At 35.8% G+C, this 22052-nt stretch carries 27 protein-coding genes, 2 pseudogenes and 1 riboswitch; of the genes and pseudogenes, 11 read left to right on the forward strand and 18 right to left on the reverse strand.

The features are described from left to right. The first annotated feature begins 29 nt into the window (after nucleotides 1-29). The 5 genes from OOK92_RS07305 to OOK92_RS07325 all read left to right on the forward strand — a co-directional run bounded on the left by OOK92_RS07305 (nucleotide 30) and on the right by OOK92_RS07325 (nucleotide 3671). Nucleotides 30-770 (forward strand): YebC/PmpR family DNA-binding transcriptional regulator, encoded by a 741-nt coding sequence (locus OOK92_RS07305; protein ID WP_253309949.1) that lies wholly within the window; start codon nucleotides 30-32, stop codon nucleotides 768-770. After that, the gene (locus OOK92_RS07310; protein WP_264735695.1) at nucleotides 767-1705 is read left to right on the forward strand and encodes a M23 family metallopeptidase; all 939 of its coding nucleotides are present in this window, start codon (nucleotides 767-769) and stop codon (nucleotides 1703-1705) included. Before OOK92_RS07305 ends, OOK92_RS07310 begins: the two co-directional genes overlap by 4 nt. A 7-nt stretch (nucleotides 1706-1712) precedes the next feature. Next, nucleotides 1713-2558, forward strand: a complete 846-nt coding sequence (locus OOK92_RS07315) for an SPFH domain-containing protein (RefSeq protein WP_264736410.1) — start codon at nucleotides 1713-1715, stop codon at nucleotides 2556-2558. Nucleotides 2559-2634: 76 nt separating this feature from the next. Beyond that, nucleotides 2635-2737, forward strand: a riboswitch (TPP riboswitch). Then, the gene (locus OOK92_RS07320; RefSeq protein WP_006280002.1) at nucleotides 2726-3001 is read left to right on the forward strand and encodes a SemiSWEET family sugar transporter; all 276 of its coding nucleotides are present in this window, start codon (nucleotides 2726-2728) and stop codon (nucleotides 2999-3001) included. Its footprint overlaps the riboswitch before it by 12 nt. Then, nucleotides 2982-3671: a thiamine diphosphokinase gene (locus OOK92_RS07325; RefSeq protein WP_264735696.1), complete on the forward strand. Its 690-nt coding sequence runs from the start codon at nucleotides 2982-2984 to the stop codon at nucleotides 3669-3671. Before OOK92_RS07320 ends, OOK92_RS07325 begins: the two co-directional genes overlap by 20 nt. Nucleotides 3672-3882: 211 nt before the next feature. Here the strand turns inward: OOK92_RS07325 and OOK92_RS07330 are convergent, their stop codons facing one another. Continuing rightward, nucleotides 3883-4035, reverse strand: a complete 153-nt coding sequence (locus OOK92_RS07330) for a hypothetical protein (protein WP_264735697.1) — start codon at nucleotides 4033-4035, stop codon at nucleotides 3883-3885. A 780-nt stretch (nucleotides 4036-4815) separates the two neighbouring features. Between OOK92_RS07330 and OOK92_RS07335 the strand changes: the two genes are divergently transcribed. From OOK92_RS07335 to OOK92_RS07355, 5 genes are all read left to right on the forward strand, one after another. Further along, on the forward strand, nucleotides 4816-6219 hold the full coding sequence (locus OOK92_RS07335; protein WP_264735698.1) for a malonyl-CoA decarboxylase: 1404 nt from the start codon (nucleotides 4816-4818) through the stop codon (nucleotides 6217-6219). Between the two features lie 77 nt (nucleotides 6220-6296). After that, nucleotides 6297-7136, forward strand: a complete 840-nt coding sequence (locus tag OOK92_RS07340) for a hypothetical protein (protein WP_264735699.1) — start codon at nucleotides 6297-6299, stop codon at nucleotides 7134-7136. After that, entirely contained in the window at nucleotides 7120-7383 is a 264-nt protein-coding gene (locus tag OOK92_RS07345; RefSeq protein WP_264735700.1) for a hypothetical protein, read from the forward strand. Before OOK92_RS07340 ends, OOK92_RS07345 begins: the two co-directional genes overlap by 17 nt. Before the next feature lie 116 nt (nucleotides 7384-7499). Beyond that, on the forward strand, nucleotides 7500-9296 hold the full coding sequence (gene lepA, locus OOK92_RS07350; protein WP_264735701.1) for a translation elongation factor 4: 1797 nt from the start codon (nucleotides 7500-7502) through the stop codon (nucleotides 9294-9296). Nucleotides 9297-9678: 382 nt separating this feature from the next. Then, nucleotides 9679-10681 (forward strand): IS630 family transposase gene (locus OOK92_RS07355; RefSeq protein ID WP_264735405.1). Its coding sequence is split into 2 segments (ribosomal slippage): nucleotides 9679-10188 and nucleotides 10190-10681, totalling 1002 coding nucleotides; the frame shifts between segments, so codons are not numbered across the junction. A 114-nt stretch (nucleotides 10682-10795) separates the two neighbouring features. Here the strand turns inward: OOK92_RS07355 and OOK92_RS07360 are convergent. From OOK92_RS07360 to OOK92_RS07385, 6 genes are all read right to left on the reverse strand, one after another. Continuing rightward, nucleotides 10796-11203: a hypothetical protein gene (locus OOK92_RS07360; protein WP_264735702.1), complete on the reverse strand. Its 408-nt coding sequence runs from the start codon at nucleotides 11201-11203 to the stop codon at nucleotides 10796-10798. Between the two features lie 63 nt (nucleotides 11204-11266). Further along, a complete protein-coding gene (locus tag OOK92_RS07365; protein ID WP_264735703.1) occupies nucleotides 11267-12751 on the reverse strand; it encodes a recombinase family protein in 1485 nt (494 codons plus the stop codon). Then, complete coding sequence (locus OOK92_RS07370) at nucleotides 12744-13181, reverse strand: DUF2924 domain-containing protein (RefSeq protein ID WP_264735704.1); 438 nt, start codon at nucleotides 13179-13181, stop codon at nucleotides 12744-12746. The genes OOK92_RS07365 and OOK92_RS07370 overlap by 8 nt, the downstream gene beginning before the upstream one ends. A 4-nt stretch (nucleotides 13182-13185) precedes the next feature. Then, nucleotides 13186-13638: an ankyrin repeat domain-containing protein gene (locus OOK92_RS07375; protein ID WP_264735705.1), complete on the reverse strand. Its 453-nt coding sequence runs from the start codon at nucleotides 13636-13638 to the stop codon at nucleotides 13186-13188. A 38-nt stretch (nucleotides 13639-13676) separates the two neighbouring features. Continuing rightward, entirely contained in the window at nucleotides 13677-14405 is a 729-nt protein-coding gene (locus OOK92_RS07380; RefSeq protein ID WP_264735706.1) for an ankyrin repeat domain-containing protein, read from the reverse strand. A 167-nt stretch (nucleotides 14406-14572) separates the two neighbouring features. Further along, the gene (locus OOK92_RS07385; RefSeq protein ID WP_264735707.1) at nucleotides 14573-15739 is read right to left on the reverse strand and encodes a phage tail protein; all 1167 of its coding nucleotides are present in this window, start codon (nucleotides 15737-15739) and stop codon (nucleotides 14573-14575) included. Nucleotides 15740-15829: 90 nt separating this feature from the next. On the opposite strand from OOK92_RS07385, the gene OOK92_RS08500 reads away from it, so the two are divergent. Then, on the forward strand, nucleotides 15830-16045 hold the full coding sequence (locus tag OOK92_RS08500; protein WP_406722545.1) for an HU family DNA-binding protein: 216 nt from the start codon (nucleotides 15830-15832) through the stop codon (nucleotides 16043-16045). On the opposite strand, the gene OOK92_RS07390 is transcribed toward OOK92_RS08500, so the two are convergent. The 11 genes and pseudogenes from OOK92_RS07390 to OOK92_RS07440 form a co-directional block, all read right to left on the reverse strand. Beyond that, nucleotides 16026-16826 (reverse strand): baseplate assembly protein, encoded by an 801-nt coding sequence (locus tag OOK92_RS07390; RefSeq protein WP_264735709.1) that lies wholly within the window; start codon nucleotides 16824-16826, stop codon nucleotides 16026-16028. The genes OOK92_RS08500 and OOK92_RS07390 overlap by 20 nt on opposite strands. Nucleotides 16827-16828: 2 nt before the next feature. Beyond that, on the reverse strand, nucleotides 16829-17164 hold the full coding sequence (locus tag OOK92_RS07395; RefSeq protein WP_264735710.1) for a GPW/gp25 family protein: 336 nt from the start codon (nucleotides 17162-17164) through the stop codon (nucleotides 16829-16831). A gap of 2 nt (nucleotides 17165-17166) precedes the next feature. Beyond that, nucleotides 17167-17421 (reverse strand): PAAR domain-containing protein, encoded by a 255-nt coding sequence (locus OOK92_RS07400; RefSeq protein ID WP_264735711.1) that lies wholly within the window; start codon nucleotides 17419-17421, stop codon nucleotides 17167-17169. Then, the gene (locus OOK92_RS07405) at nucleotides 17422-17886 is read right to left on the reverse strand and encodes a phage baseplate assembly protein V (protein ID WP_264735712.1); all 465 of its coding nucleotides are present in this window, start codon (nucleotides 17884-17886) and stop codon (nucleotides 17422-17424) included. Next, a complete protein-coding gene (locus tag OOK92_RS07410) occupies nucleotides 17873-18355 on the reverse strand; it encodes a hypothetical protein (protein WP_264735713.1) in 483 nt (160 codons plus the stop codon). The genes OOK92_RS07405 and OOK92_RS07410 overlap by 14 nt, the downstream gene beginning before the upstream one ends. Beyond that, nucleotides 18352-18678 (reverse strand): annotated as a pseudogene (locus OOK92_RS07415) (phage tail protein); the annotation flags it as partial. The pseudogene OOK92_RS07415 and the gene OOK92_RS07410, both read right to left, overlap by 4 nt. A gap of 202 nt (nucleotides 18679-18880) precedes the next feature. Then, nucleotides 18881-19828: an IS110 family RNA-guided transposase gene (locus OOK92_RS07420; RefSeq protein ID WP_264711509.1), complete on the reverse strand. Its 948-nt coding sequence runs from the start codon at nucleotides 19826-19828 to the stop codon at nucleotides 18881-18883. A gap of 225 nt (nucleotides 19829-20053) precedes the next feature. Next, a pseudogene (locus OOK92_RS07425) lies at nucleotides 20054-20233 on the reverse strand (phage tail protein); the annotation flags it as partial. A gap of 1 nt (nucleotide 20234) precedes the next feature. Continuing rightward, nucleotides 20235-20540 (reverse strand): head-tail joining protein, encoded by a 306-nt coding sequence (locus OOK92_RS07430; RefSeq protein ID WP_264735714.1) that lies wholly within the window; start codon nucleotides 20538-20540, stop codon nucleotides 20235-20237. Between the two features lie 81 nt (nucleotides 20541-20621). Further along, nucleotides 20622-21626, reverse strand: coding sequence for a major capsid protein (locus tag OOK92_RS07435; protein ID WP_264735715.1), 1005 nt, complete (start codon nucleotides 21624-21626; stop codon nucleotides 20622-20624). A 34-nt stretch (nucleotides 21627-21660) separates the two neighbouring features. Then, on the reverse strand, nucleotides 21661-22029 hold the full coding sequence (locus OOK92_RS07440) for a head decoration protein (RefSeq protein ID WP_264735719.1): 369 nt from the start codon (nucleotides 22027-22029) through the stop codon (nucleotides 21661-21663). Between the last annotated feature and the right edge of the window lie 23 nt (nucleotides 22030-22052).

Here is a 22052-nt window from a genome sequence, read left to right on the forward strand (position 1 = left end):
TATATAATTAGGTTTTTAACTATTTGAATATGGCTGGTCATTCACAATTTTCAAATATAAAACATCGGAAAGGCACTCAGGATGCAAAGCGCTCTCAAAAATTTACGAAGCTGATTAGAGAAATAACAGTTGCTGCAAAGCAAGGGCTACCCGATCCCGAACTCAACCCGCGCCTTCGCTCTGCTATATTTGCTGCACGCAAGGAAAATCTACCAAAAGATAAAATAGAAACAGCAATAAAAAATGCAACTGGTAACGTTGCTGGAGAAAATTATGAGGAAATCCAATATGAAGGTCATGGCCCTTCTGGCACTGCACTCATTGTCCATGCCTTGACTAATAACCGCAACCGTACTGCTTCTGAGGTACGTTATATATTTTCTCGCAAGGGTGGAAACTTGGGAGAAACAGGAAGTGTTAGTTACCTTTTCGATCATGTAGGCTTAATCGTCTATAAAGCAGAGGGTGTGAATTTTGATGATTTATTTAATTATGGGATCGAGTTAGAAGTATTGAATGTTGAGGAAAATGACAAAGAAGGATTACACGTTATAACTTGTGAAATAAAAGATTTTGGTAAAGTACGCGATGCCTTTTATGCAAAATTCGGAGAACCAGAACTTGCTCGTCTTTCGTGGCAACCAAAGGATCTAGTTGAAATTAGCGATAAAGAGTTGATCGATAAATTATCCACATTGGTTGAAGAATTAGAAGATAATGATGATGTACAGTATGTTGAAGGTAATTTTACTTTTGTTGATAAGCTATGAGGCTGGTAATATTTGTATTGCTTTGTATTTTACCAGCATATGCTACTGAAACATCAACAGATCTTGCACAGCCATTCCAGCATGGAATCAGAAAAAAAAAAGCTACTTTGACGACAGAAAGTGATGGAAAGTTGTTATTCATATCTAGTGACATAAAATCCTCTTTTTTTGACACGGAAGGGTTGGCGCCAAATACAGTGGTAAAATTGATCAACATATATAAAGATTTTGGTGTTGATTTTAAAAAAGACATTGTGCCGAAGAGTAAATTGGAGGTTCTTTTTGAGAGATCGCTCAGTAATCAGAAGACCGAAGAAAAGATTTTATATGCTTCACTGACAATAAACAAGAAAGCTATTAGTTTATATCATTATAAATCGCAAGACGGCAAAGAAAGGTATTTTAATAAAGAAGGAATAAGCTTAAAAAATGGCGAAATTTTTGCAAATCCTTTAAATGGAGATTATCGCATATCCTCAAAATTTGGCAATAGAAAGCATCCTGTTCGCGGTAAAATTGCTTTTCACAAAGGAGTGGATTATGCAGCTAAGCTTGGCACTCCCATATACGCTGCTGCAGAGGGTGTGGTAGAATATATAGGAAAGAATGGTGGCTATGGAAATTACATCAAAATAAAACACAAAAATGAATATTCAACCTGTTATGCGCATATAAGTAGATTTAGTGGCGATATAAAGTTAGGCTCTAAAGTAAAGCAGGGGCAGGTAATCGCCTATGTTGGTAGCACTGGTATTGCAACAGGACCCCATTTACATTACGAAGTTATATATAACGGCAAACACATCGATCCGCTTACGATAGCGCATAAAACTGAAGTAAAATTGCCTGATCATGAATTAAGAGAGTTTAAACTATTTGTAAATAAGATAAATAAAACGATCAACAGAGAGGGTTCAAGTGAAAAAGAAGTTTAAAGACAATATGGATAAGAATACGATAAACGATAGAAATTTAAGTCAACTCCGGTTTTTTCCTGTACTAATAGCGCTAGGATTAATTTTATCGCTGCTTTTTTTTGCATATGACAGCGCAATTGCGCTTGGAGTTGCTGCTGTTTCAATTTTGACTTTTCTTCAAGGATTTTTTATTAATGACCCTAATGAAGCAAGAGTGATAGAGTTTTTTGGTCATTATATTGGAACTTATTTTAAGTCTGGAATATGTGTAACGCTTCCCTTTTCAAGCAAATATATAGTTTCCCTAAAATTTCAAAATATCAACACAGAAAAAATAAAAGTGAATGATGCAAATGGAAGTCCAATAGAGATTTCTGCAGTAATTGTTTGGAGAGTAAACAGCCCTGCAAAGGCGTATTATAATGTTAACAACTATCACGAATTTGTTTTTGTACAAAGTGACTCAGTAATAAGAGAATTAGCAAGCAATTATCCGTATGATAGCGAAAGCGATGAGGAATCTTTACGTAAAAATTCTGATAAAATTTCAGATGAATTGCGGTCAATGTTACAACAAAGATTAGATATTGCAGGAATTGAGATTACAGAAGCAAGAATATCGCATTTGGCGTATTCGTCCGAGATTGCACAAGCAATGTTAAGGCGTCAACAAGCACATGCTATCACTTCGGCAAGAAGGCATATAGTGCAAAATGCAATAGGAATTGTCGAGGAAGTAATAGCTCATTTTGAAAAAAACAAAAGCTTACAATTAGATGGCAAGCAAAAGGTTCAATTGATAAATAATTTGTTGGTTGCCCTAATCTCTGAGCAAGATGCACAACCGACGATTAGTTTGGATAATAATTAGCATAGAAGCCGATTGGGTTTCATGAATGCAAGTCACTATTAATTTCTTGATTAATAGACTAAATGATGTTATAAATTACACGCATTAGGGGTGCTCTAGAAAAGCTGAGAGTACATAAAGTACAACCCTTTGAACCTGATATTGTTAAAGCAAGCGTAGGAAAATGTATGTATATAAATATTGAAGAATGCTTCGGCTTCATTGCGTTAATTGCATCTCTAATTGGATTATCACCTCAAGTATATAAAGCATATATCACTAAAGTTACTCGTGATGTATCGATGCTAATGTTAGTAAACTATCTTATTTGTTCATTGTCTTGGATTGGCTATGGTCTTTACCAGAGCTCAATTTTTGTGGTGCTTAGCAATATTGCTGGATTAGTGATTAGCATAATATCAATTATTCAAAAATGTTACTACGATGCAAAACCTGCACCATGATCATGTGCTGCACTGCAGTACACAACAACAATATCGTTCTATTGTAGTGCTAAATGGAGAAATACCGAGCTCATCGTTTTTTAAACGAGATATACCTATTATTGCTGTAGATGGAGGAGCAAACAAGCTTCTATCAATTGGCGTAAAACCTGATCTTGTAGTAGGAGATTTGGATAGCGTAAATCCGGATTTACGTGCTAATTTGAATACGATATATCTACCTGATCAAGATTATTGCGACTTTTCTAAAGCAATGGCTCACTTAAAAACAGTAAAGTTATTGCCATCAATAGTAACGGGTATTACTGGAGGAGCAATTGATCACATACTACAGAATATTAACATTTTTCTAAGTACGGGCAGTATCTTTTACACACCTTCACCTCCCATGGTAGGTTACATCCTACAAAAAAGTATTACCCATTTTTCTTTGCCGAAAGATACTAAAATATCTTTACTTGGTATACCGAGAGCTCAAATATCAACCAAAGGATTAAAATGGGAACTGCATCTTAGCAACCTTGCTTTTCCAGGAAAGAATTCTTGCTTTAATCGAAGTTTAGGCAATAAGTTATCTATAGAAGTACACAGTGGTATATGTTTGGCGATGGTTTATTTAGAAGCAGTAGATGATGCTGCAAGACATCATGTGTGTCAAGTTAAGAAGTAAATAGACTTCTTGCATAACCCAAACTAAGTAGAAAAAAGGTATCATCCAAGTAGCTGACACTGGTTCCTTTATGACGTGTCATTCCAGTGTCAGCTACTTGAATGACAGCAGTCCTACGTCATACCGCCGCGGTATCTCTAGATCCCGCTAACAAGCAGCGGGATGACGAATTGCTTAACCGTCATACCGCCACGAACCGTCATTCCGCGATTCATTCGCGGTATCTCTTAGCATAGATCCCGCTAACACGTAGCGGGATGACGAATTGCTTAACCGTCATACCGCCGCGAACCGTCATACCGCCACGAACCGTCATACCGCCGCGAACCGTCATTCCGCCGCAGACCGTCATACCGCGATTCATTCGCGGTATCTCATCCGCTAACACGTAGCGGGATACTTGACCTTTACAGGGATGACGGTTGTCGTTCAGCTACAAATATTAAGAAATTTACCAAATAAAAAAAAGGCAAAAGAAGCCCTAGTCATTGTCTATTTTCAGTATTGGCGTTTTTTAAGTCTTAAACACTGCAATTTAGCTGCTTTTAAATGCAACTAACCTTAGCTTTAATATTTAAGAAATTTACTAAGCAGAAAAAAAGGCAAAAGAAACCCCGTGTTAGCTAGTTGTCACTCTCTAATCCTGCAAATTGGCGTACTATACTGTCTTAAACGACTTATAAGCGCGTTTCAGCTTATATAGGTAAAAACCCAGAAATGTTGTGAAGACATAAGGTGCACATAGTGCAAAAAATTAAAAATAAGACGCCAACTACGTTGTTTTCTTGCTGTTTAATCTGCACAGATGAAGATAACTGAATACCTTCGGTACCATAATAAGGGGGCTGGCGGAGTTTGTCAAGTAAGTTTTTTGTTTCTACTGAATGACAGTTGTGGCTTGGGAGGTAGTGCAAGAAGTCTATTGTATTACTGAATTATTAATAATTCAGTAATAGTGCCTGCTATGTAGCTAAAATTTTCCTTTAACTTAAGCTATATGTAGCTAAAATAACTTGGGTTTACCGACGATTTGACAAACGACAAATTCGTCATCACGCTGCTTGTTAGCGGGATCTAGAGATACCGCGGCGGTATGACGTAGGGAAACCTGACTTGCATTAGCCATGTATAATAAAGGAAATCTATGACAAAAGAATCATTGGTAAAAACTGATATAGTGAAAGTTGAAGACAAAAAAGCGGTAAGAAGCTTTTTTAAAATACTAGGTGAAGTGGCAGATGCTGTAAGATCGTGGATTGGTAACATCGGTCCTGATTTAAGCAACAGTCGCGATATCGATAGTTTAGTCTTGAAGATGAACAAGTGCTTAAACCCAAAGGGAGGGGAAGTTTCAGCACGTAAAAACGCTGTATCTCTTGGTAATCTGTACTTGAGCTTATCAGAGAAAGGTAAAATAAAATTTCTACAAACCCTGGCAGAAAAATTTAATCCGAATAAAGCGGAAATAGATGAGAAAATTAAAGAGTATAAGAAAAACCAAGATCCCGAGTTAAACTATAAATTTGAACAGGATTTAATAAAAATTCTTGAATCACCGCGTTCTAAAATATTGAAGCAATTTATTTCTCTACCAGAAGGCCTCAAGTTTATTGTTGATATGCGTTCTGATGTGCTTAAGCTAAAGAACCAATATAGAAGCTTGAATCCACTAGAGAATGAATTAAAAAATATACTCTATACTTGGGTTGATGTTGATCTACTTGATCTTCGTCAAATCACCTGGGATTCACCTGCATCATTGCTAGAAAAACTTATAAAATATGAAGCTGTGCATAAAATTTCCTCTTGGGGCGACCTAAAAAACAGACTAGACTCTGATCGTCTCTGTTTTGCTTTTTTTCATTACAAGATACCAAACGAACCTCTAATTTTTGTAGAGGTTGCATTGGTGGATAAGATTGCAGATAGCATTCAACACCTTTTAGATGAGTCGGTACCTTCAAATGATCCGAGTAATGCGAGCACTGCTATATTCTATTCAATATCAAATACTCAAGCAGGGTTATCTGGAATCAGCCTTGGTAATTTTTTGATCAAAAGGGTTGTAGAAAAGCTATCGCAAGAGTTTAAAAGTATAAAAACATACGCAACTCTTTCTCCAATACCTGGCTTTACGAAATGGCTAAAAAACAATCTAAACCAAGATGTCACTTTATTGGGCAAACTAAATATAAAACAATCTAGTACAGAAATTTTAGAAAGTGCAGAGCAATTAAAAATTAACGTTGAATGTACAAATGAAACTAAACAATGCATGCTTAAACTATGTGCATATTATTTACTAAAAGTGAATAATAGTAATGGAAATGCTTATGACCCGGTGGCGCATTTTCATTTAAGCAATGGTGCATCGATAAAACAATTAAACTGGATGGCGGATACTTCTGAAAAGGGTATTAGTCAGTCGGCTGGAATGATGGTAAATTATCTGTATGAGTTGCCTAAAATAGATAACAATCATGAAAACTATATGGTTAATAAAGTGATTTCCTGCTCGAAAAAAGTGTCGTCTATGTTGAAGGAATAATAGGAAATGCATAAATATGTTGAAAATTTCCTAATGTTTATGTATATAATATTAGATAATTTTGTGAGGGAAAGTGTATGATTTTGAGAAAACTTCAAGGTATTGAGAAAGAAATAAATCAATCAATACAGAGCAGGTCGATAGTAAAATCTCCTCTGTATGGTAATCTAGTTGAAGATATTAAAGAAAGTCTGGAGCTAGTTGGAAAGGATCATAATCAAAAAGAAGAAATAATCAGAAAGCTTTGGAGTATCTATCAATCGCTTACAATAGAACATGCTATTATTGAAGAGGATTGTTGGGATAGCTTGAAACACTCTTTAGCTAACAATGAGCCTTTGAGTGACAAGTATAATATTGAAGTAGCTTATAAAAACTTAAACATAGTGGTAGAAGCTTTAAAGCTACTTGATAATGGTAACGATGGTAGAAGAGACAAACTTAATCAAGCTATGTCACTTCAGAAAAAAATGAAAGAAGCGCTAGAAAAAATGCAACAGCAGCAATTGCCACAAAGTGCAACGAATCAAGGTAATGATGTAAACGAACATCCTGACGATGCTAATGAAAACGAATACAGTAAATTAGAAGAAGAAGCTAAAACCAAATTTAGTAAGTGCATAGAAAACGGTACTATTGATGGAGTATCAATTGGAAGGTATGAGGATGGTGACCTGTGTGCAATAATTAAACTGCAAGATAATAATAATGAAAACGCGAGTATTAAAATAAGTGAGTTTTTAAATAGTAAATTCTGCACAGAAAACAACATTGCTGGTTTCTCAATATTAAATGGTAGTCAGAGAGAAGTTATAAAAGGCCACATAGATGATAAAAGAGTAAGGTACTATGATTTAGGTACCACAGCTCAATATGGAATAAAGTTTGATTGGTATGTAGGTGAAAAAAAAATGTAGCATTACATTAAGTGCTAATGGCGATGGCAGTATTAAAATAGTGGGTGATAGACCAGCTGATGGAGATTTGGAAAAAAATAAAGATGTAAAGATTAAAGTTGGTGATCGTTATCTAAGCCTTGCTGATGCAGTAAAAACATGCAAACAGAATAGCCAGCAAAGGAATGAAAATTTGAGTAAAGTGAGTAGCAAATTTGACCAATCATTAGTTAGTCAGGGTGCGGAACGCATCAATAGTCGTACGTAAAAAACCTAATGCGCTATTTTCTTATAGAAGAAAGAAGTTCCTATATACATAAATAATTGCCCTGATAACACTTAAAATGTAAAATAGTTTTACTAATTAAGTATAGTAGGCCATAAATGAACAACATAAGAAATTTTGCAATAATAGCGCATATAGACCACGGTAAGTCAACGCTTGCTGACCGTTTAATAGAGAAATGTAACGGCCTTGAGGCAAGAGAAATGATCAATCAAATACTCGATTCAATGGATATAGAGCGTGAACGTGGCATTACAATTAAAGCACAGACGGTAAAACTCAATTATACGGCAAATGACGGTAATCAATATTGCCTAAATCTCATGGACACCCCAGGTCACGTTGACTTTTCTTACGAGGTAAGTCGAAGCTTAGCTGCATGTGAAGGTTCACTTTTAGTAGTAGATAGTAGCCAGGGCGTTGAAGCACAAACCCTTGCAAATGTATATAAAGCTATTGACAACAACCATGAAATAATAGTTGTGCTCAATAAAGTTGATCTTCCTGCTGCAGATCCAGAAGGGGTAAAACTCCAGGTTGAGGAAATAATTGGTATTGACGCAAGTGAGTCAGTTTTAATATCGGCAAAAACTGGACTTGGGATAAAAGATGTACTGGAAGCAATAGTGGCAAAACTTCCAGCTCCTCAAGGTGATGTGAATGCTCCACTACAGGCAATTTTAGTTGATAGTTGGTATGACACTTATTTGGGAGTAGTAATTTTAGTACGAATTAAAAATGGAGTGCTAAAAAAGGGCATGAAGATTGTTATGATGTCTAATAACTCTACATACCAAGTGGACAATATCGGTATTTTTACTCCTAAAAAAGTAATGACAGGTGAACTCTCAGCAGGTGAAGTTGGTTTTATCACTGCTTCAATGAAGGAAGTTGCAGACTGTAGAGTGGGAGACACTATTACTGAAGAGAAAAGACCGTGCAGCAAGGCATTGCCTGGTTTTAAAGAAGTGCACCCTGTGGTATTTTGTAGTATTTTTCCTAATAAAACGGACGACTTTAAATATTTAAGAGAAGCACTGGAAAAATTACATTTGAATGATGCAAGTTTTACTTTTGAAGCAGAAACTTCAAATGCGCTAGGCTATGGATTTCGTTGTGGTTTTTTGGGAATGTTGCATCTTGAAGTTATTCAAGAAAGGCTCGAGAGAGAATTTGATTTAGATCTAACAGCAACTGCACCGAGTGTTATATATAAGGTTACAACGCAAGGTGGTGAAGTTCTGAGCATTCATAATCCTAGTGACATGCCAGATCCAACAAAGATTCAAATGGTAGAAGAGCCGTGGATTACTGCAACTATAATGGTCCCTGACCAATATTTAGGTGAGATTCTATCATTATGTGAAGAGAGGAGGGGAGAACAGGAAGATTTATCTTACATTGGTAACACAACAACAGCATTGTTAAGATATAAGTTACCACTGTCTGAAGTTGTTTTTGACTTTTATGATCGATTAAAATCAATTTCCAAGGGGTATGCAAGTTTGGATTGGGAAATTTCCAGCTATCTGGTAAGCCAAATAGATAAATTAAGCTTTTTAATTAATGGAGAGCCCGTAGATGCACTGGCTTGTATCGCTCACAAAAGCAGAGCAGAAAAAAGGGGGCGTGAAATATGCGCACGCTTGAAGGATCTAATACCACGTCAGCAATATAAAATCGCGATTCAAGCGGCAGTGGGCGGGAAAATTATTGCCAGAGAAACGATTAATCCATATAGAAAAGATGTAACAGCTAAACTCTATGGTGGAGATGTAACGCGAAGAATGAAACTGCTTGAAAAGCAAAAGAAGGGTAAAAAAAGGTTGCATTCTATAGGGAACGTAAATATTCCACAGAATGCTTTTATTCAAGCTTTAAAGATAAGTGATTGATCTTAAAAGACTTCTTGTATAGTTTTTGGCAACAACCGTTAGAAACGAAAAACTTACTTGACACCCTTCGCCAGCCCCCTTATCATGGTACTGAAGGTATTCAGTTATCTTCATCTGTGCAGATTAAACAGCAAGAAAACAACGTAGTTGGCGTCTTATTTTTAATTTTTTGCACTATGTGCACCTTATGTCTTCACAACATTTCTGGGTTTTTACCTATATAAGCTGAAACGCGCTTATAAGTCGTTTAAGACAGTATAGTACGCCAATTTGCAGGATTAGAGAGTGACAACTAGCTAATACCAATTCCCACTATACAAAGAACAGATAGAAGATAATGGAAAAAAAGCTATACTAAAGTAAGTGAAATAGCGAGGTTTAAATGGCATTAAGGTCAAAACTATTAGACGAAAAAGTTGTAAATTTGGCGAAAGAAATGTTAAAAAAGGTCAGAAATAATGCATATGTTTCAAAAAAGTTACAAGCGGTAATAGCAGGAAAAGAAAGTAGTATAAGCGCTGTAGCAAGAATATGTAAAATTTCAAGGACTGCTTTGACTGAATGGATAAAGCATCTAAAATTTGGTAGAGTAGAAAAACTATTTGCCCCGTCTCAGCGGCGAAGAAAAAGCAAATTAAACAAAAATCAACGTAAGCAAATTGAAATATGGGTAGAAAAAAATCCAAATATTACTATTAAGGAAGTGCGAATAAAAATCTCAGAGGAATTTGACCTAAACATCGGTAAATCAACAGTGCACCGTGAGATACAAAGGATGAAATTTTCTTACATAACACCAAGGCCAATGCACCATAAACAAGATAAAAACAAGCAAGAAGAGTTTAAAAAATACTTCAATAAAATAGTCAATTCCCACCCTGAAAAGGAGGTATTTTTTTGATGAATCACGATTTGGAACTCATTCAAAAATCGGACACGGATGGTTCAAAAAAGGGATCAGAACGCAGGTTAAAATAAAAATCGGTAGACAAAATTTCTATATCTACAGTGCGGTAAATCCAAGAAGTGGTAAGGAAATTAGCCTACTTGCTCCATATGTAAACACTGATTGTATGAATATATTTCTGGAGCAGATGTCGAAAGATTTAGGCACGAAAGAAGCCTTTCTTGTAATGGATTGTGCAAGTTGGCATAGATCAAAAAGTTTGAAATTTCAGGAAAACATTACCATTATATACTTGCCTCCTTATTCACCTGAACTGAATCCTGTTGAGAGGTTGTGGCAATATATCAAACACAATACTTTACGCAACAGAGTCTACGATACCATAGGCTTACTTGAAGATGTTGTGTGTAATTTTATTGTCAGTATTTCCAGCACTACTATTAAACGAGTTTGTAATGTTTCTTATTTGTTCGATTAGTAATGGAATTTGGTATAAGTTGTTCTACATCTTCAACTTTTTCGAGTTTGGTATTGGGCTTTATAAAGATTGTACAGCGCAAAACCTACATAAGCCAATCCCCGCCAATTACCGCTATAACGTGCATTTCCAGGATATAGCAACACTACTCACTAATAACGCTGTACCAACAAAACCAGTTAAGATTGTTTGTCTTTGCTGCGTTGTTTTTATTGATGGGTTGTCTTTTTTGTCTATTGCATCGCCATCAAAACACACAGCTAAAGAGGGGCTGTCAGTGGCATTTGGCGTTTCTATTGAGGAGTTTTGGGCTTTTTCGCTGGTTTCACATGTAGGTTGAAGTGTATTAAGATCATCACTATTTTCGTTGATATTTTCACACAATTGAGTGTCGATTTCTGTAGCTTTTTCAGCATTAGTTTGTTCTTTTACCTCAACATCTTTTGGTACATCAGAGGTCCTTGATTCCTCTGTATCAACTGCAGTAGCGGCAATTTGGCTACCTTTCTTATTTCTCAGCAATACCTTTCAATAGTTTTGGTGTTCATAGTTTCTCTCCTTTTGTTGTTTTTATAAATGGTGTAATTACGCCGCTAATCCATAAAATTTCTCTAGTTGCTCACTCCACAACACCGGTATTTCCCTCAAGTCAGCTAACTTCAAACCCCGTGGCTGCCTCCCATTTACTATGTCTTCTTTAATCTTCGGAGCTAAATAATTTAATCTCAAAATTTGCTGTATACGTCTTGTACCTATACTAATTTTGGCACTCAGTTCCTTCACACTTCTATATTTTCCCTCTTCAAGTTGCCGTTTCCATAGGTGGGCTCTCACCACTGCTTTCAGTAGTGCATTGTTTGTTTTTCCTTCTGGTTCTACTACTGTGCATTTGCTTACTTTCTTCTTTATTGGTATAAATTTTTCCTCTGACCCAGAATGCACCTCTATTCCATCCTCTCTCACCATTACTCTCTTTATTAACTTTTTCACTACTTCTTTTTGCTTTCCAAAACTTAAATTTTTCCACTCTTCCGCTTTTTCTCCCCATTTTTCATATAAATCTTCCGTTTTCTTCATCACTTCTTTTTCCACCTCTCCTGCTACTATTGTTCGATTTACTGATTCACAATTCTTTCCCCTTAAGTGATTGTTGCATACATAATATCGATATCTCTTATTCTCTTTTTTTGCATATGTCAGTGTCATATTTACACCACAGCTCTTGCACTTAATTATTCCCCTAAGCAGCGCTTCCTCATATTTTGCTTTTCTATATGGCTGATTCCTTATTAATTCTTGTGCTTTTTGCCATTTTTCTTCCTCTATTATTGCTTCATGCTTTCCTTCATACTCTTTCTCATAATGTCTTATCTTTCCCATATATATTGGATTTGTTATTATTCTCCTTACCGTCGCTTTTTTAAAGATATCTGATTTTGTTCGGTATCCTTCTCTGTTTAACTCTCTTGCCAACTCTGCCATTGACTTCAGCTCCAAATATCTTTCAAATATATGCTTTACTGTTTTTGCTTCTTTCTCATTTATTATTAATTCTTTATCTTTTACATCATACCCAAGTGGTAAAGTTCCACCCATCCATAAACCTTGTTCTTTTGATGTTGCTATTTTGTTTTTTACTCTCTCTACTATCATTTCTCTTTCTAGTTGTGCTGCTCCTGATAACACTGTTTGTACGAACTTTCCCATTGGCGTATTATTATCAAATATCTGCGTTACTGCTACAAAATTTACTCGGTGCCTTCTAAAAAATGATGTTACTTCGATGCTGTCTTTTGTTTCCCTTGATAGTCTGTCTAATGTATATACTACTACACAATCTACTTCTCCTGTTTTTACATCTTCAAACAATTCCTTTATCGCTGGTCTTTCTAAATTTTTCCCTGAATATCCTCCATCATCGTACCTTTTTGCCAATATCACCCAGCCTTCTCTGCTCTTTATGTACTTTTCACATGCTACTCGCTGGGCATCAAGACTGTTAAACTTTTTTTCTAGCCCATCCTCATTTGATTTTCTCGTATATATCGCACATCTTATTTCTTCACACACTTTTTCTCTCCTTTTCACGCATCCCAAACAAGAGCGGTCCATTGTAGCTCATTCCCATTATTTTTCCTGCTACTGCTGACAATGATGTATAAAACTCTTCTTTGTAGATCAAACCCTTATCTGTTACCATCACTGCATGCGTTTCTTCCCCTCTCTCTAATATTAGCTCTGTTCCTGCTGCTGGTAGTTTGTCACTACTTATTCTTTTTCCTTTCTCTAGCCGATCTGCCAGATATTCTAGTCTTTTTGTCCCCTTTCTTGACATTTCTCCATACGCTTTTTCCTGCATTCTATAAGCTAATCTTGGTATCAGGTATTTCTTTGAGTATCTAGGCGCTTCTTTTCCATATACCTTCTTCCATATTCTCCTTAGCTCTTCTAACGTTTTTTTCTCCAAATTCATCACTTTCTTTTCTATTTCTTTCTCCATATTTTTAGCCCTTCATAAATAGCTTTTCAATTCTGTCTGTTTCTTTCTTTAATACCTCGGTTACTTCTTTACTATAATCCATTGCTGTCATTCCAAATTTATCTGCTTGCTCTATTTCAGCCCCTGCTTTTACTAGCTCTTTTACTATTTCTTTTTCTCCTACCATACATGCAAGGTGCAGAGGTGTGCATTTACTGCCATACTCTTCAGCATTAATATTCCCTCCTGATCTTATTAACTCTTTTACATTTTCTAGATTCTTCTCCGTTACCGCTAGGTGCAGTGCTGTATATCCTCTTGCATCTGCTGCATTCACATTCACTCCTTTTTCGATTAATAACCTCACTGTTTTTGCGTCTACTGCATAATGTAGAACTGTTCTTCCATTCTCATCTCTTTCATAAATATTTTTACATGAGTTCTCTAATAGTGACTCCTCTTTTTCTTTTTTACTCATAATCTACCTCACCTTTTCTTTAAATTTAAGCCCCTCTTTTAAGCCTTCTTTCTCACCACCTCATCTATCATTTCGTTCACTTGGCTCATTATCTTGCTTGCTAAATTTTCACATTCTTCCTTTATTAGTGATTTGTCTCTCTTCCTTATTTCTCCTATCTCTATTATTTTTAGCTCCGGCATATAGCTCCCATTCAACATGTCTGCTATTTCTCCCACTAGCCTCTCTATTCCATAGCACGTCAATTCTCTACTTTTTGTTACTCCTCCTTTTTCTCTCAGAAATTTACTTGCCTTTTCACTTTCTTTGCTATCACATAGACGATACTTTTCACTTTCCCAGATGTAATACATTGGTGTTGCACCGTACTTATTCAGTTGATTAACTTCAGCTCCGGCCTTTACTAGCTCTTTTATTATTTCAACTCCTGCTCCTCCTATTTTGCATGCAGAGTGCAGTGGCGTACATCCAGTGACATATTGAGTGGCATTTACTTCCGCTCCCGACCTTATCAGCACCTTTACATTTTCTAAGCTTTTCGCAAATACTGCACAGTGCAGTGGTGTATAACCCTTCTTATCTCTTGCATTTACCTCTGCTCCTTTTTTTATTAATAACCTCACTGTTTTGTAATCAGAGATTTCTACTGCTTGATGCAATATCGTCTCTCCTTCTTCATTTCTTTTATTAATGTTTTTAAACCCGTTACTTGATACTTCTTTAAAAAACTTACTAAAAGATTCTCTCTTTTCTTTGCTAAACTTCATACTTACCTCACAAAATTAGCTTTTCTAGCGCCAGACAAATTTCTTATATTTACCTGCCGCTATTCAAGTCATGTCCTTTTTAGCATGAGAAAGCAAGTCTTTTTCTTTTTATTTCATACATTTTAACCTATTATTAATATAATATATGAGGATATAAATATAAGTACTTAACTTATTATAGATATTACTTGGCTATTTTTCCAACTTCTGTTCAAATGACGATGTTCGTGCCACGTTAGTACACCTGGGTAAAACACTAAAATGTAATTTTCTAACTCGTGTATTGCGTCCTTTTGCTTTAAATCTAAATTGTTTTCAAAATGAACATAGTGTTCTGCCACACCAAATCTTATAACTTTTTGGTTGGTAAAATCTTCTACCTTGTAATGGTGAGTAACGCTAAACCTTTCTAAAATTGGCTTGTACTTTAAGTTCCACAGTTCTTCAGACAGTTTACTACTTCCTAGTAAAAATTTACTTCCTTTTTCTTCCACACTACCAACTGGAAAACATGCGTTTATTTCCCCCAAGTTCCAACTGTCCGATAATATAACTTGCGCTTTTGCAAACTTAATCTCAGGTAATAAGCTCTGTGGTAAAGGGTATAGCGTTTTTAAATTATTCCACTGATGACTTCTTTCATAAATACCGTTATAATTCTTTGTGTGAGGCTCGGTTTCTCCAAGTATTGCTACATCTAGCCGGTATATATCATTGCTTAAAGCTCGTTCATGATGATCGCGTAGATAACTCTCTATAACCTCAATTAATGGACCACTAGACCTGAAAAAATTTACTCTCCCAAATGATAACACCGGTCCATCTTCTTCTATTTTTACACCTGAGTAATCCGATAACAAATTTCCAAAAAAACTTTCATCTAAAATGAACCTACCAATGTTGTAGTGATCGTTAAAAATTCTCATTAGTCTCGATCTTGCAGGTAATGATAGTTTTGCAAGCTCTACTACTGCATCAACAAAGAAATCATTTGGTACGTCTCTTATCCCTACCTGCAACTCAAAAAAGTGTTTACCGGGTGGCTCTTCAATAATTGTAATATCTTCTATATTTGCCCACTTTAGTGCTATTTTAAGTGATGCTGGAGTTCCTCTCAGTCTTTGAAATTTTACTCCTTCTACTACTGCTTTTCTTCTATCTTTTACCCAGCGTAGTATTTCTTCTAAGCCATATTCTTCTATTATCCACGGCAATGTTTCTTCTTCCAATCTAAATTTAAATCCTCTAATACAGCTTGGATCAACCTTATAATCTATTGCATCAACCAGTGCTTGCTCTTGCTTTGTTGCGTTTGGCGGTAATAAACTTTTCATTTGTCTTTTCTTTCAAGTTGCTTTAATTTCCTTTATTTAGGTAGCTTATGAGTAAGCAAGAGATCATTGCAGAACTGATCAAAAATAAAGATGTTCTTAATATCGAAAACACTTTCCATAATATTTAACCATATTATCCATACTTTAAAAAACAAATTACAACTTCTGGAAGAAAATCAATACTTTCGTCTCCCTAACATTGGTCATTTTTATCCAGTAAACCTTAAACCACTTATTGCACGCAATCCCCTCACTGGTACGATTCCACAAAACAAAAAAATACGTTTTAAATCCTATCTAACTTGACGTGGCCAAGCACTGCACACTCATTCCCCAATACTACAACATCCTCTTTTGGCTCGATTAATTCTACGTTTTCTACACCCTCTACAAATAGGTTTGCTATTATCCAAGATCTTGTAACATTCCATCCCAGCCTTCTACTTGCTTCAAACTTCTTGATGAACTGCTCCTTAATTTCCTCCTTTGATATTAAAGGACTTATGATCATTCTGCTGTGAATATCTATTTCCGTAATATTGCAACCTATCACTTTTACTGTATCGGTTAAAACCCTCATATCATTTCTAGTAACCTGCTTTTTTACAACTTCAAGTAGCTCTTCTAACGCTATGCCAGTTGTGGATAATTCTGTTGATAAGATTGAAATTTGTACTTTCCCTGGTATAGGTGATTCTACTAATGCATCTTTTACTCTACTATCTGCTGACAGTGCATGATAACGATAATACTCTTTACTTCCTCCTGTACTCCAGCCTTTTATTTTTGCTTTTACCCTCTTTCTAAATCGTTCGTCCTCTTCTTCTTTTTCTCTCTCTACTCCATAAAATTCAGCCAAATTATCAAGATCTTCTCCCATTGCAAATTTAAGTAAATTACCCTTTACAGCTTCGTTTATCCTTTGTCTTAGCAAAAGTTCTCTCCATGCTGCTACTTCTAATACCTTCATCGCTGGGTCACTTTCTACTAATGCTGTAAAACTTGCATCACACTTCACTAACTCTTCCTTCATCCGAGAAAAAATCTCTTCAAAGTTCAGTGGTTCGATAATATTTGGCTGCTGCATTTCTAAACAACTATTCCGCTAATATCTATGAATTTGCCTTCTGAAAGATAAATACCTTCTAGTACAAGAGTCATTTTTCCTTCTTTAACTTCAGCAATCTTTACTTTTTCTAACTTAAATCTCCTCTCAAATTTCCCCAGTGCTTCTGCTGTTGCTGAATAGATTTCCAAAGTTAAATCTCTACTGATTGGTTTATCCACTAATTCAAATAGCCTAGACCCATAATTCCTCATCATAACTCGCGATCCTATCGGTGTAGTCAGTATATCAATTATCGATTGCTTTAAGTGCTCTATTCCTTCTAACGCTTTTCCTGTTTTAGCATCCATTCCTTTCATTTTTAGCCTGCAAACACGTTTTTACTGCCTTTTATTACTTTAAACCCACATGAAACTATATCTCCTACTCTTCCTACACCATAGCCATTTGCAAATACTGTTTTTGATCCTTGAATCATTACTTTTCCTTCACTAAAACTGTTTCCTTGTCTGCACGTTGGCTTACCATTTACAAAAACATTGTTACTCCCACTAATGCAAAAATGCGGTGTTGCTTCTCCACAATAATCCCCTAATCGCACAACCGATTTATTCATTTAATTAAGGTTTATTCTATCTGCTTTCAGTTTTATTTCGCTCTTCGTCATCTCTATGCTCGATCCCCCAGCTTTCAATGTTATTTTGTCTACTACTTTAATCTCTAAATGATGATTCTCTTTATCATATAACAATCTTGTTCCATCTTGAAACTTCACACTATTTATTTCTTTTTTATTCTCTGGGGCAGCATACTTCTGTTGATATATTCCAGCCAGCACTGCCCCTAATGATAATTCCCCAAATGGCGACAATACTATCACCTGCTCATCAATATTAGGTGGAAGCCAACTTCTATCTTCTCCAGCTTTCATCGTTATCCACGGTAAATAATCTGTTAAAAATTCTCCTATTTTCACTCTTACTTTTGCTTTTTCATAATCTACTTCTTTTACAACTCCTATACGAACAATGTTGGCCATTTTCCTCTGTAACTCCGAAATTGCAAAATTATTTTCTAACATTTATTTCACCTATTTCTATTTTGTGTGGCCTAAATTTTCCTTCTTCCCAAATAGATCGACCTACGTGTATTGTATGCACCCACTCAATCAACCACACTAAATACGCATCTAACTCTGGCCTAAAATCATCTCCTCCTCCTGATATAAATTCTCCTGGCGAAACATTCTTCACGTTCCAAGTATTTTTATTTACTACTCTCGCAACCTCAGCAGCTAGTGTTCTGACAATAATAGCTGCATTTTCTATTGTGCTATCAATCACAATTCGTGCTTCAAATCTTGCTTTCAACGCTAATTCTTCTGTTCCTGGATCATGTCCTTTTTCAAGACTGCTAAGTTCCACAAAAACCGCTGGTGCTAACAATTCTTTTCTTATCGTCGGGTATACTTCGCATGTTTGTATATTTAGGATTTCTTCCTTCAGTCTAGTACAAATTGCTTGATGTAAATCTGTCCAGAACTTTGTCATATCTTTAAAATATAGTTTAGCTCATGCTTAAAGTATTTCTCAAACTCTCTCTCACTCTCATAATTAACAAGGTCTTTTATTATTCTTGAGCCTTCTGGTTCCACTGGTAGCTTTACTTCTTGTATTGGTAATGCTGTTCTTCCTTCACGCTTAAAAATACCGCTATTTCCTTTTGGCATAACTGCTGCAAATCCTCCTATAAACTCATGCTTTCCTACTTTCGATCCTCTTCTTGTTTTTTGTATTTTGCCAATTGTCGATGCTCTAATGTCATAGAGATTTGCTCTAATTAACACTTCTAATCTGCTAGTTTTCGCCTTAAATCAACTATGTTTTTTTTTAATTTTTCATTTGTATAATTTTGCAACTTTACCCAACCATATAGATAATAAAAACCCGTTTGTCATAGGAACAGAATTCTATATCAAACAGCTACTGCAACAATTTCCGTTTAAGCTATGTGAACAAGCACTTTAAGTTTGTGTGGACGCACAATATTCATTTCAATTACTGCTATGTAAATTTTTAAACATTCAAATTAATTGCCTCTTTAAGCCTTGCATTAGCAATTACTATAATTTTACGCATTAGAGCTGTTATAGCTACCATCTTCTTCTTACCACTTTCAACAAGCTTGGAATAAAAGGTGCCAAGTGCAGATTTGGACCTTGCAGCAGACATGGCAGATGTAAAGAGCTTTGAACGAACATTACTTCTACCTCCTATAATCCTTCGGTAACCAACAGTTTTACCACTTTCCCTAGGATGAGGTGCAACTCCGGCAAGACTTGCTACTTCTTTTCTACTTAAGTAACCAAGCTCTGGCATTAAACACAGAAAATCTTGTGATAACTTTTTACCTATTCCAGAAACTGTTTTAAGGATTTTTTGACGTTGTTGTAGTTCATGGCTTCCATCAATAATTTTTTGTATAGTATCATTGAGTTCGTTTATTTGACTATCGAAAAATTCAATGGTCTTCTGACAACTTTTCTTTATATGATCATTTTCAGGAGCTTCCAGTCTACACTTTTCCTGAGCTCTCATTTGCGTAATGTCATCACGACGTTGACAAAGTGCAACCAGGGTTGATTGTTCTTTTGATGTAGGTACAAATAGAGAGAGAGTTCTATGGCGTTCAAATCCATATTGAGCAAGAGCCCTCGCATCTGATTTATCAGACTTTGCTACAGTTCCGTGAGACAAGATAAAGCTTTTTACTTTACGAGTATTAGCTCGATGTACTGCAATATTCTTGTCAATAAGAAAATGTGACAAACCAAGCTCATATTTTCCTGTGTTTTCCAAAGTTACTAAAGAATTAGGTAGAATATCTGAAAACTTTTGAAATAATTGTTGCCAACCATCAGAATCATTGTCAAATTTGACAGCGTTCTTCTGTTTGTGAATTGCAACGACATTTTTAAATTTTCCGATGTCAATGCCAATAAAATTTTGATAAGATGTAACCATAATAAACCTCGATAGTTTTAGTTAATTTAAGATTGTAAACGGGTGCATATATATGTCCCAAGCAACTATTCAAACGTATCGAGAGATGGGCTAGTGTACCTTGATTTAAACGGTTGTAGTACCAATATTCTTCCGGTCGCACACGCCCATGATAGTCCTATTCCTATAGTGAGTAGGGCTATCTTTCCCTCTTATCCTCTTTTATATCACATTTTCAACTTACAAAATTCTTAATCTCTTTCTTATCAAACTTAATTTTATCTTCTTTTCCTCACTGATTTCCTTAGCTGCTTGCGCTTTTAACCATAGTGCCGTTCTGTTTAATGCTCTCACTATTGCTAATTCTATTTTTTTTCTTTCAGCGTTTACACTTTCTATACTATTAACTTCTATATGAATAGACATTTTACACTCCAGATGCTCTGATTTTCCACGTTATTCCAGACTTGTCTCTAAGTGGCGGTGAGTGTACTTTATATCTTCGATCACCTATAACAAAAACATCTCCTACTATTGGCTTTAACACATCAAACGCACTTACTTCCAACACTAAAGTTTCTCCTACAAATTGTCCTTCACCAATCTCGTATAATTTATCTGGCTGTTGCTTTAATACTTGTACCATGTACGCCTTATTTTTCGACTCATACAAAGCTACTTCTCCTAAATGGGCAAAACAATCTTTTAATAATCTCTTAATATTCTCTTGCATTCTTTCATAAGTATGCTAATAAGATATATACTAGTAGAGTTCTCTTGTGTCTCACCAACTTGTGGTTACTCTACCAGTATGTTATGCTATAGTGACTTTTACTAATGTTCCTGGTCTGTGGCACATTGGCAATGGATTTGACTGCGTATGTAAATCTGTTCCTCTATCAAATCTTCTTGGCTCTTGTTTTGCATAGAGTGGCTGTCCTAGTGTATTTACCGTCTCATTAAAATCTGCTGGTGCAAAATATGTTGTAAATGTGCTTGCTGTTCCTAGTGGAAAACAGTGCCCTGTATCTTTCTCAATAAATCTTCTCACCGTTCCTTCAGGGTCAGTTGCTTGCCCTCTATATTCCTCAAATGTGATTCCGCAGAACGTAAATCCTGACCTCATATCGTTCCTTAGCGCTGCTCCTTCTTGCCATCTTTCATATGCTTCTTTTACTTTTGCATGTGAAGTGAGTGCATCAAAAAATTCAGAGCTTACCAGTGCATGAATTCCGGTCATATATTCACCACTTAGATTATCTTCTATGTGTCTCAATACTTCCAGACACTTACGTTTTACATCAGTTGTTGCTGTTCCAAGGGCAAAATTTACTACCTTTGGTGTTATTTCAAATTCGTTGTACAGATTTAATAATTCTGACCCATCAGCATCTAAAATTATTCCTTTGAGCGCTCCCATCCGAAAATGTTCTAATGTTATCGCATGTTTGTTTCTCATTAGCTGCAAATGATCAGTTATTACATCTGCCAGCGCTTTAAGTTCACTTTCTGATCCAAATGCCCTTATTCCCTGTACTTCTTCTGGTAACACTACATCATCATGAGGAATATGTGGAATCGTAAATGTTCTTACTTTTCTTTTTCCTCTTTTTCCTACTGTTGCTGGTGCTCCTGGAACTTGCGTTGGTAGTAAACTTAATACTCCGTTTTGCTCTTCTATGGTAATATGTCTAAATCTTACTGACCTACTTGGAAACAAATTTAAATTTTCAACACGTCCATAATTTATCGGCAATATATTCATCGCATTTGTTAGTGCCGTCATGCTAAATGCTGTATTTGTAAATGGATTTTGCATCTTTCCCCCTTTAATGCTGTTTTTAAATAGCTAGTTAAACTCCCTTGCGGATGATGATCCCTCGTGCTTCAAGTTGCTTTATTGCTTCAGCTTTCTGTTCTTCAGTGATATTTGCTGGCCACACCACTGCATGATCTGCTAGTATTGCACCACGAGTAATAATTACTGCTTTGGCATTTTCCTTTGCGTTTACATCGCTTATTATCACACCTATCGCTGTTTGTGTACCATCTGTGGCAGTTGGATTTATTATCTTAATCATGTTATCTTTATCGAGAGCCACTACTGTACCAAGTTTAAGATTTTGTCCCTTTGCTACCGTTATTTGGTCTCTTGAATATAGACTTGATGTCTCATACTTTAATAGGTCACCCAGATTATTTTGTTCGGTTATACAACTCATAAAATTTTCTCCTTAATTGCTTA

Source organism: Wolbachia endosymbiont (group A) of Rhinocyllus conicus (assembly GCF_947250775.1).
Taxonomy (GTDB): Bacteria; Pseudomonadota; Alphaproteobacteria; order Rickettsiales; family Anaplasmataceae; genus Wolbachia.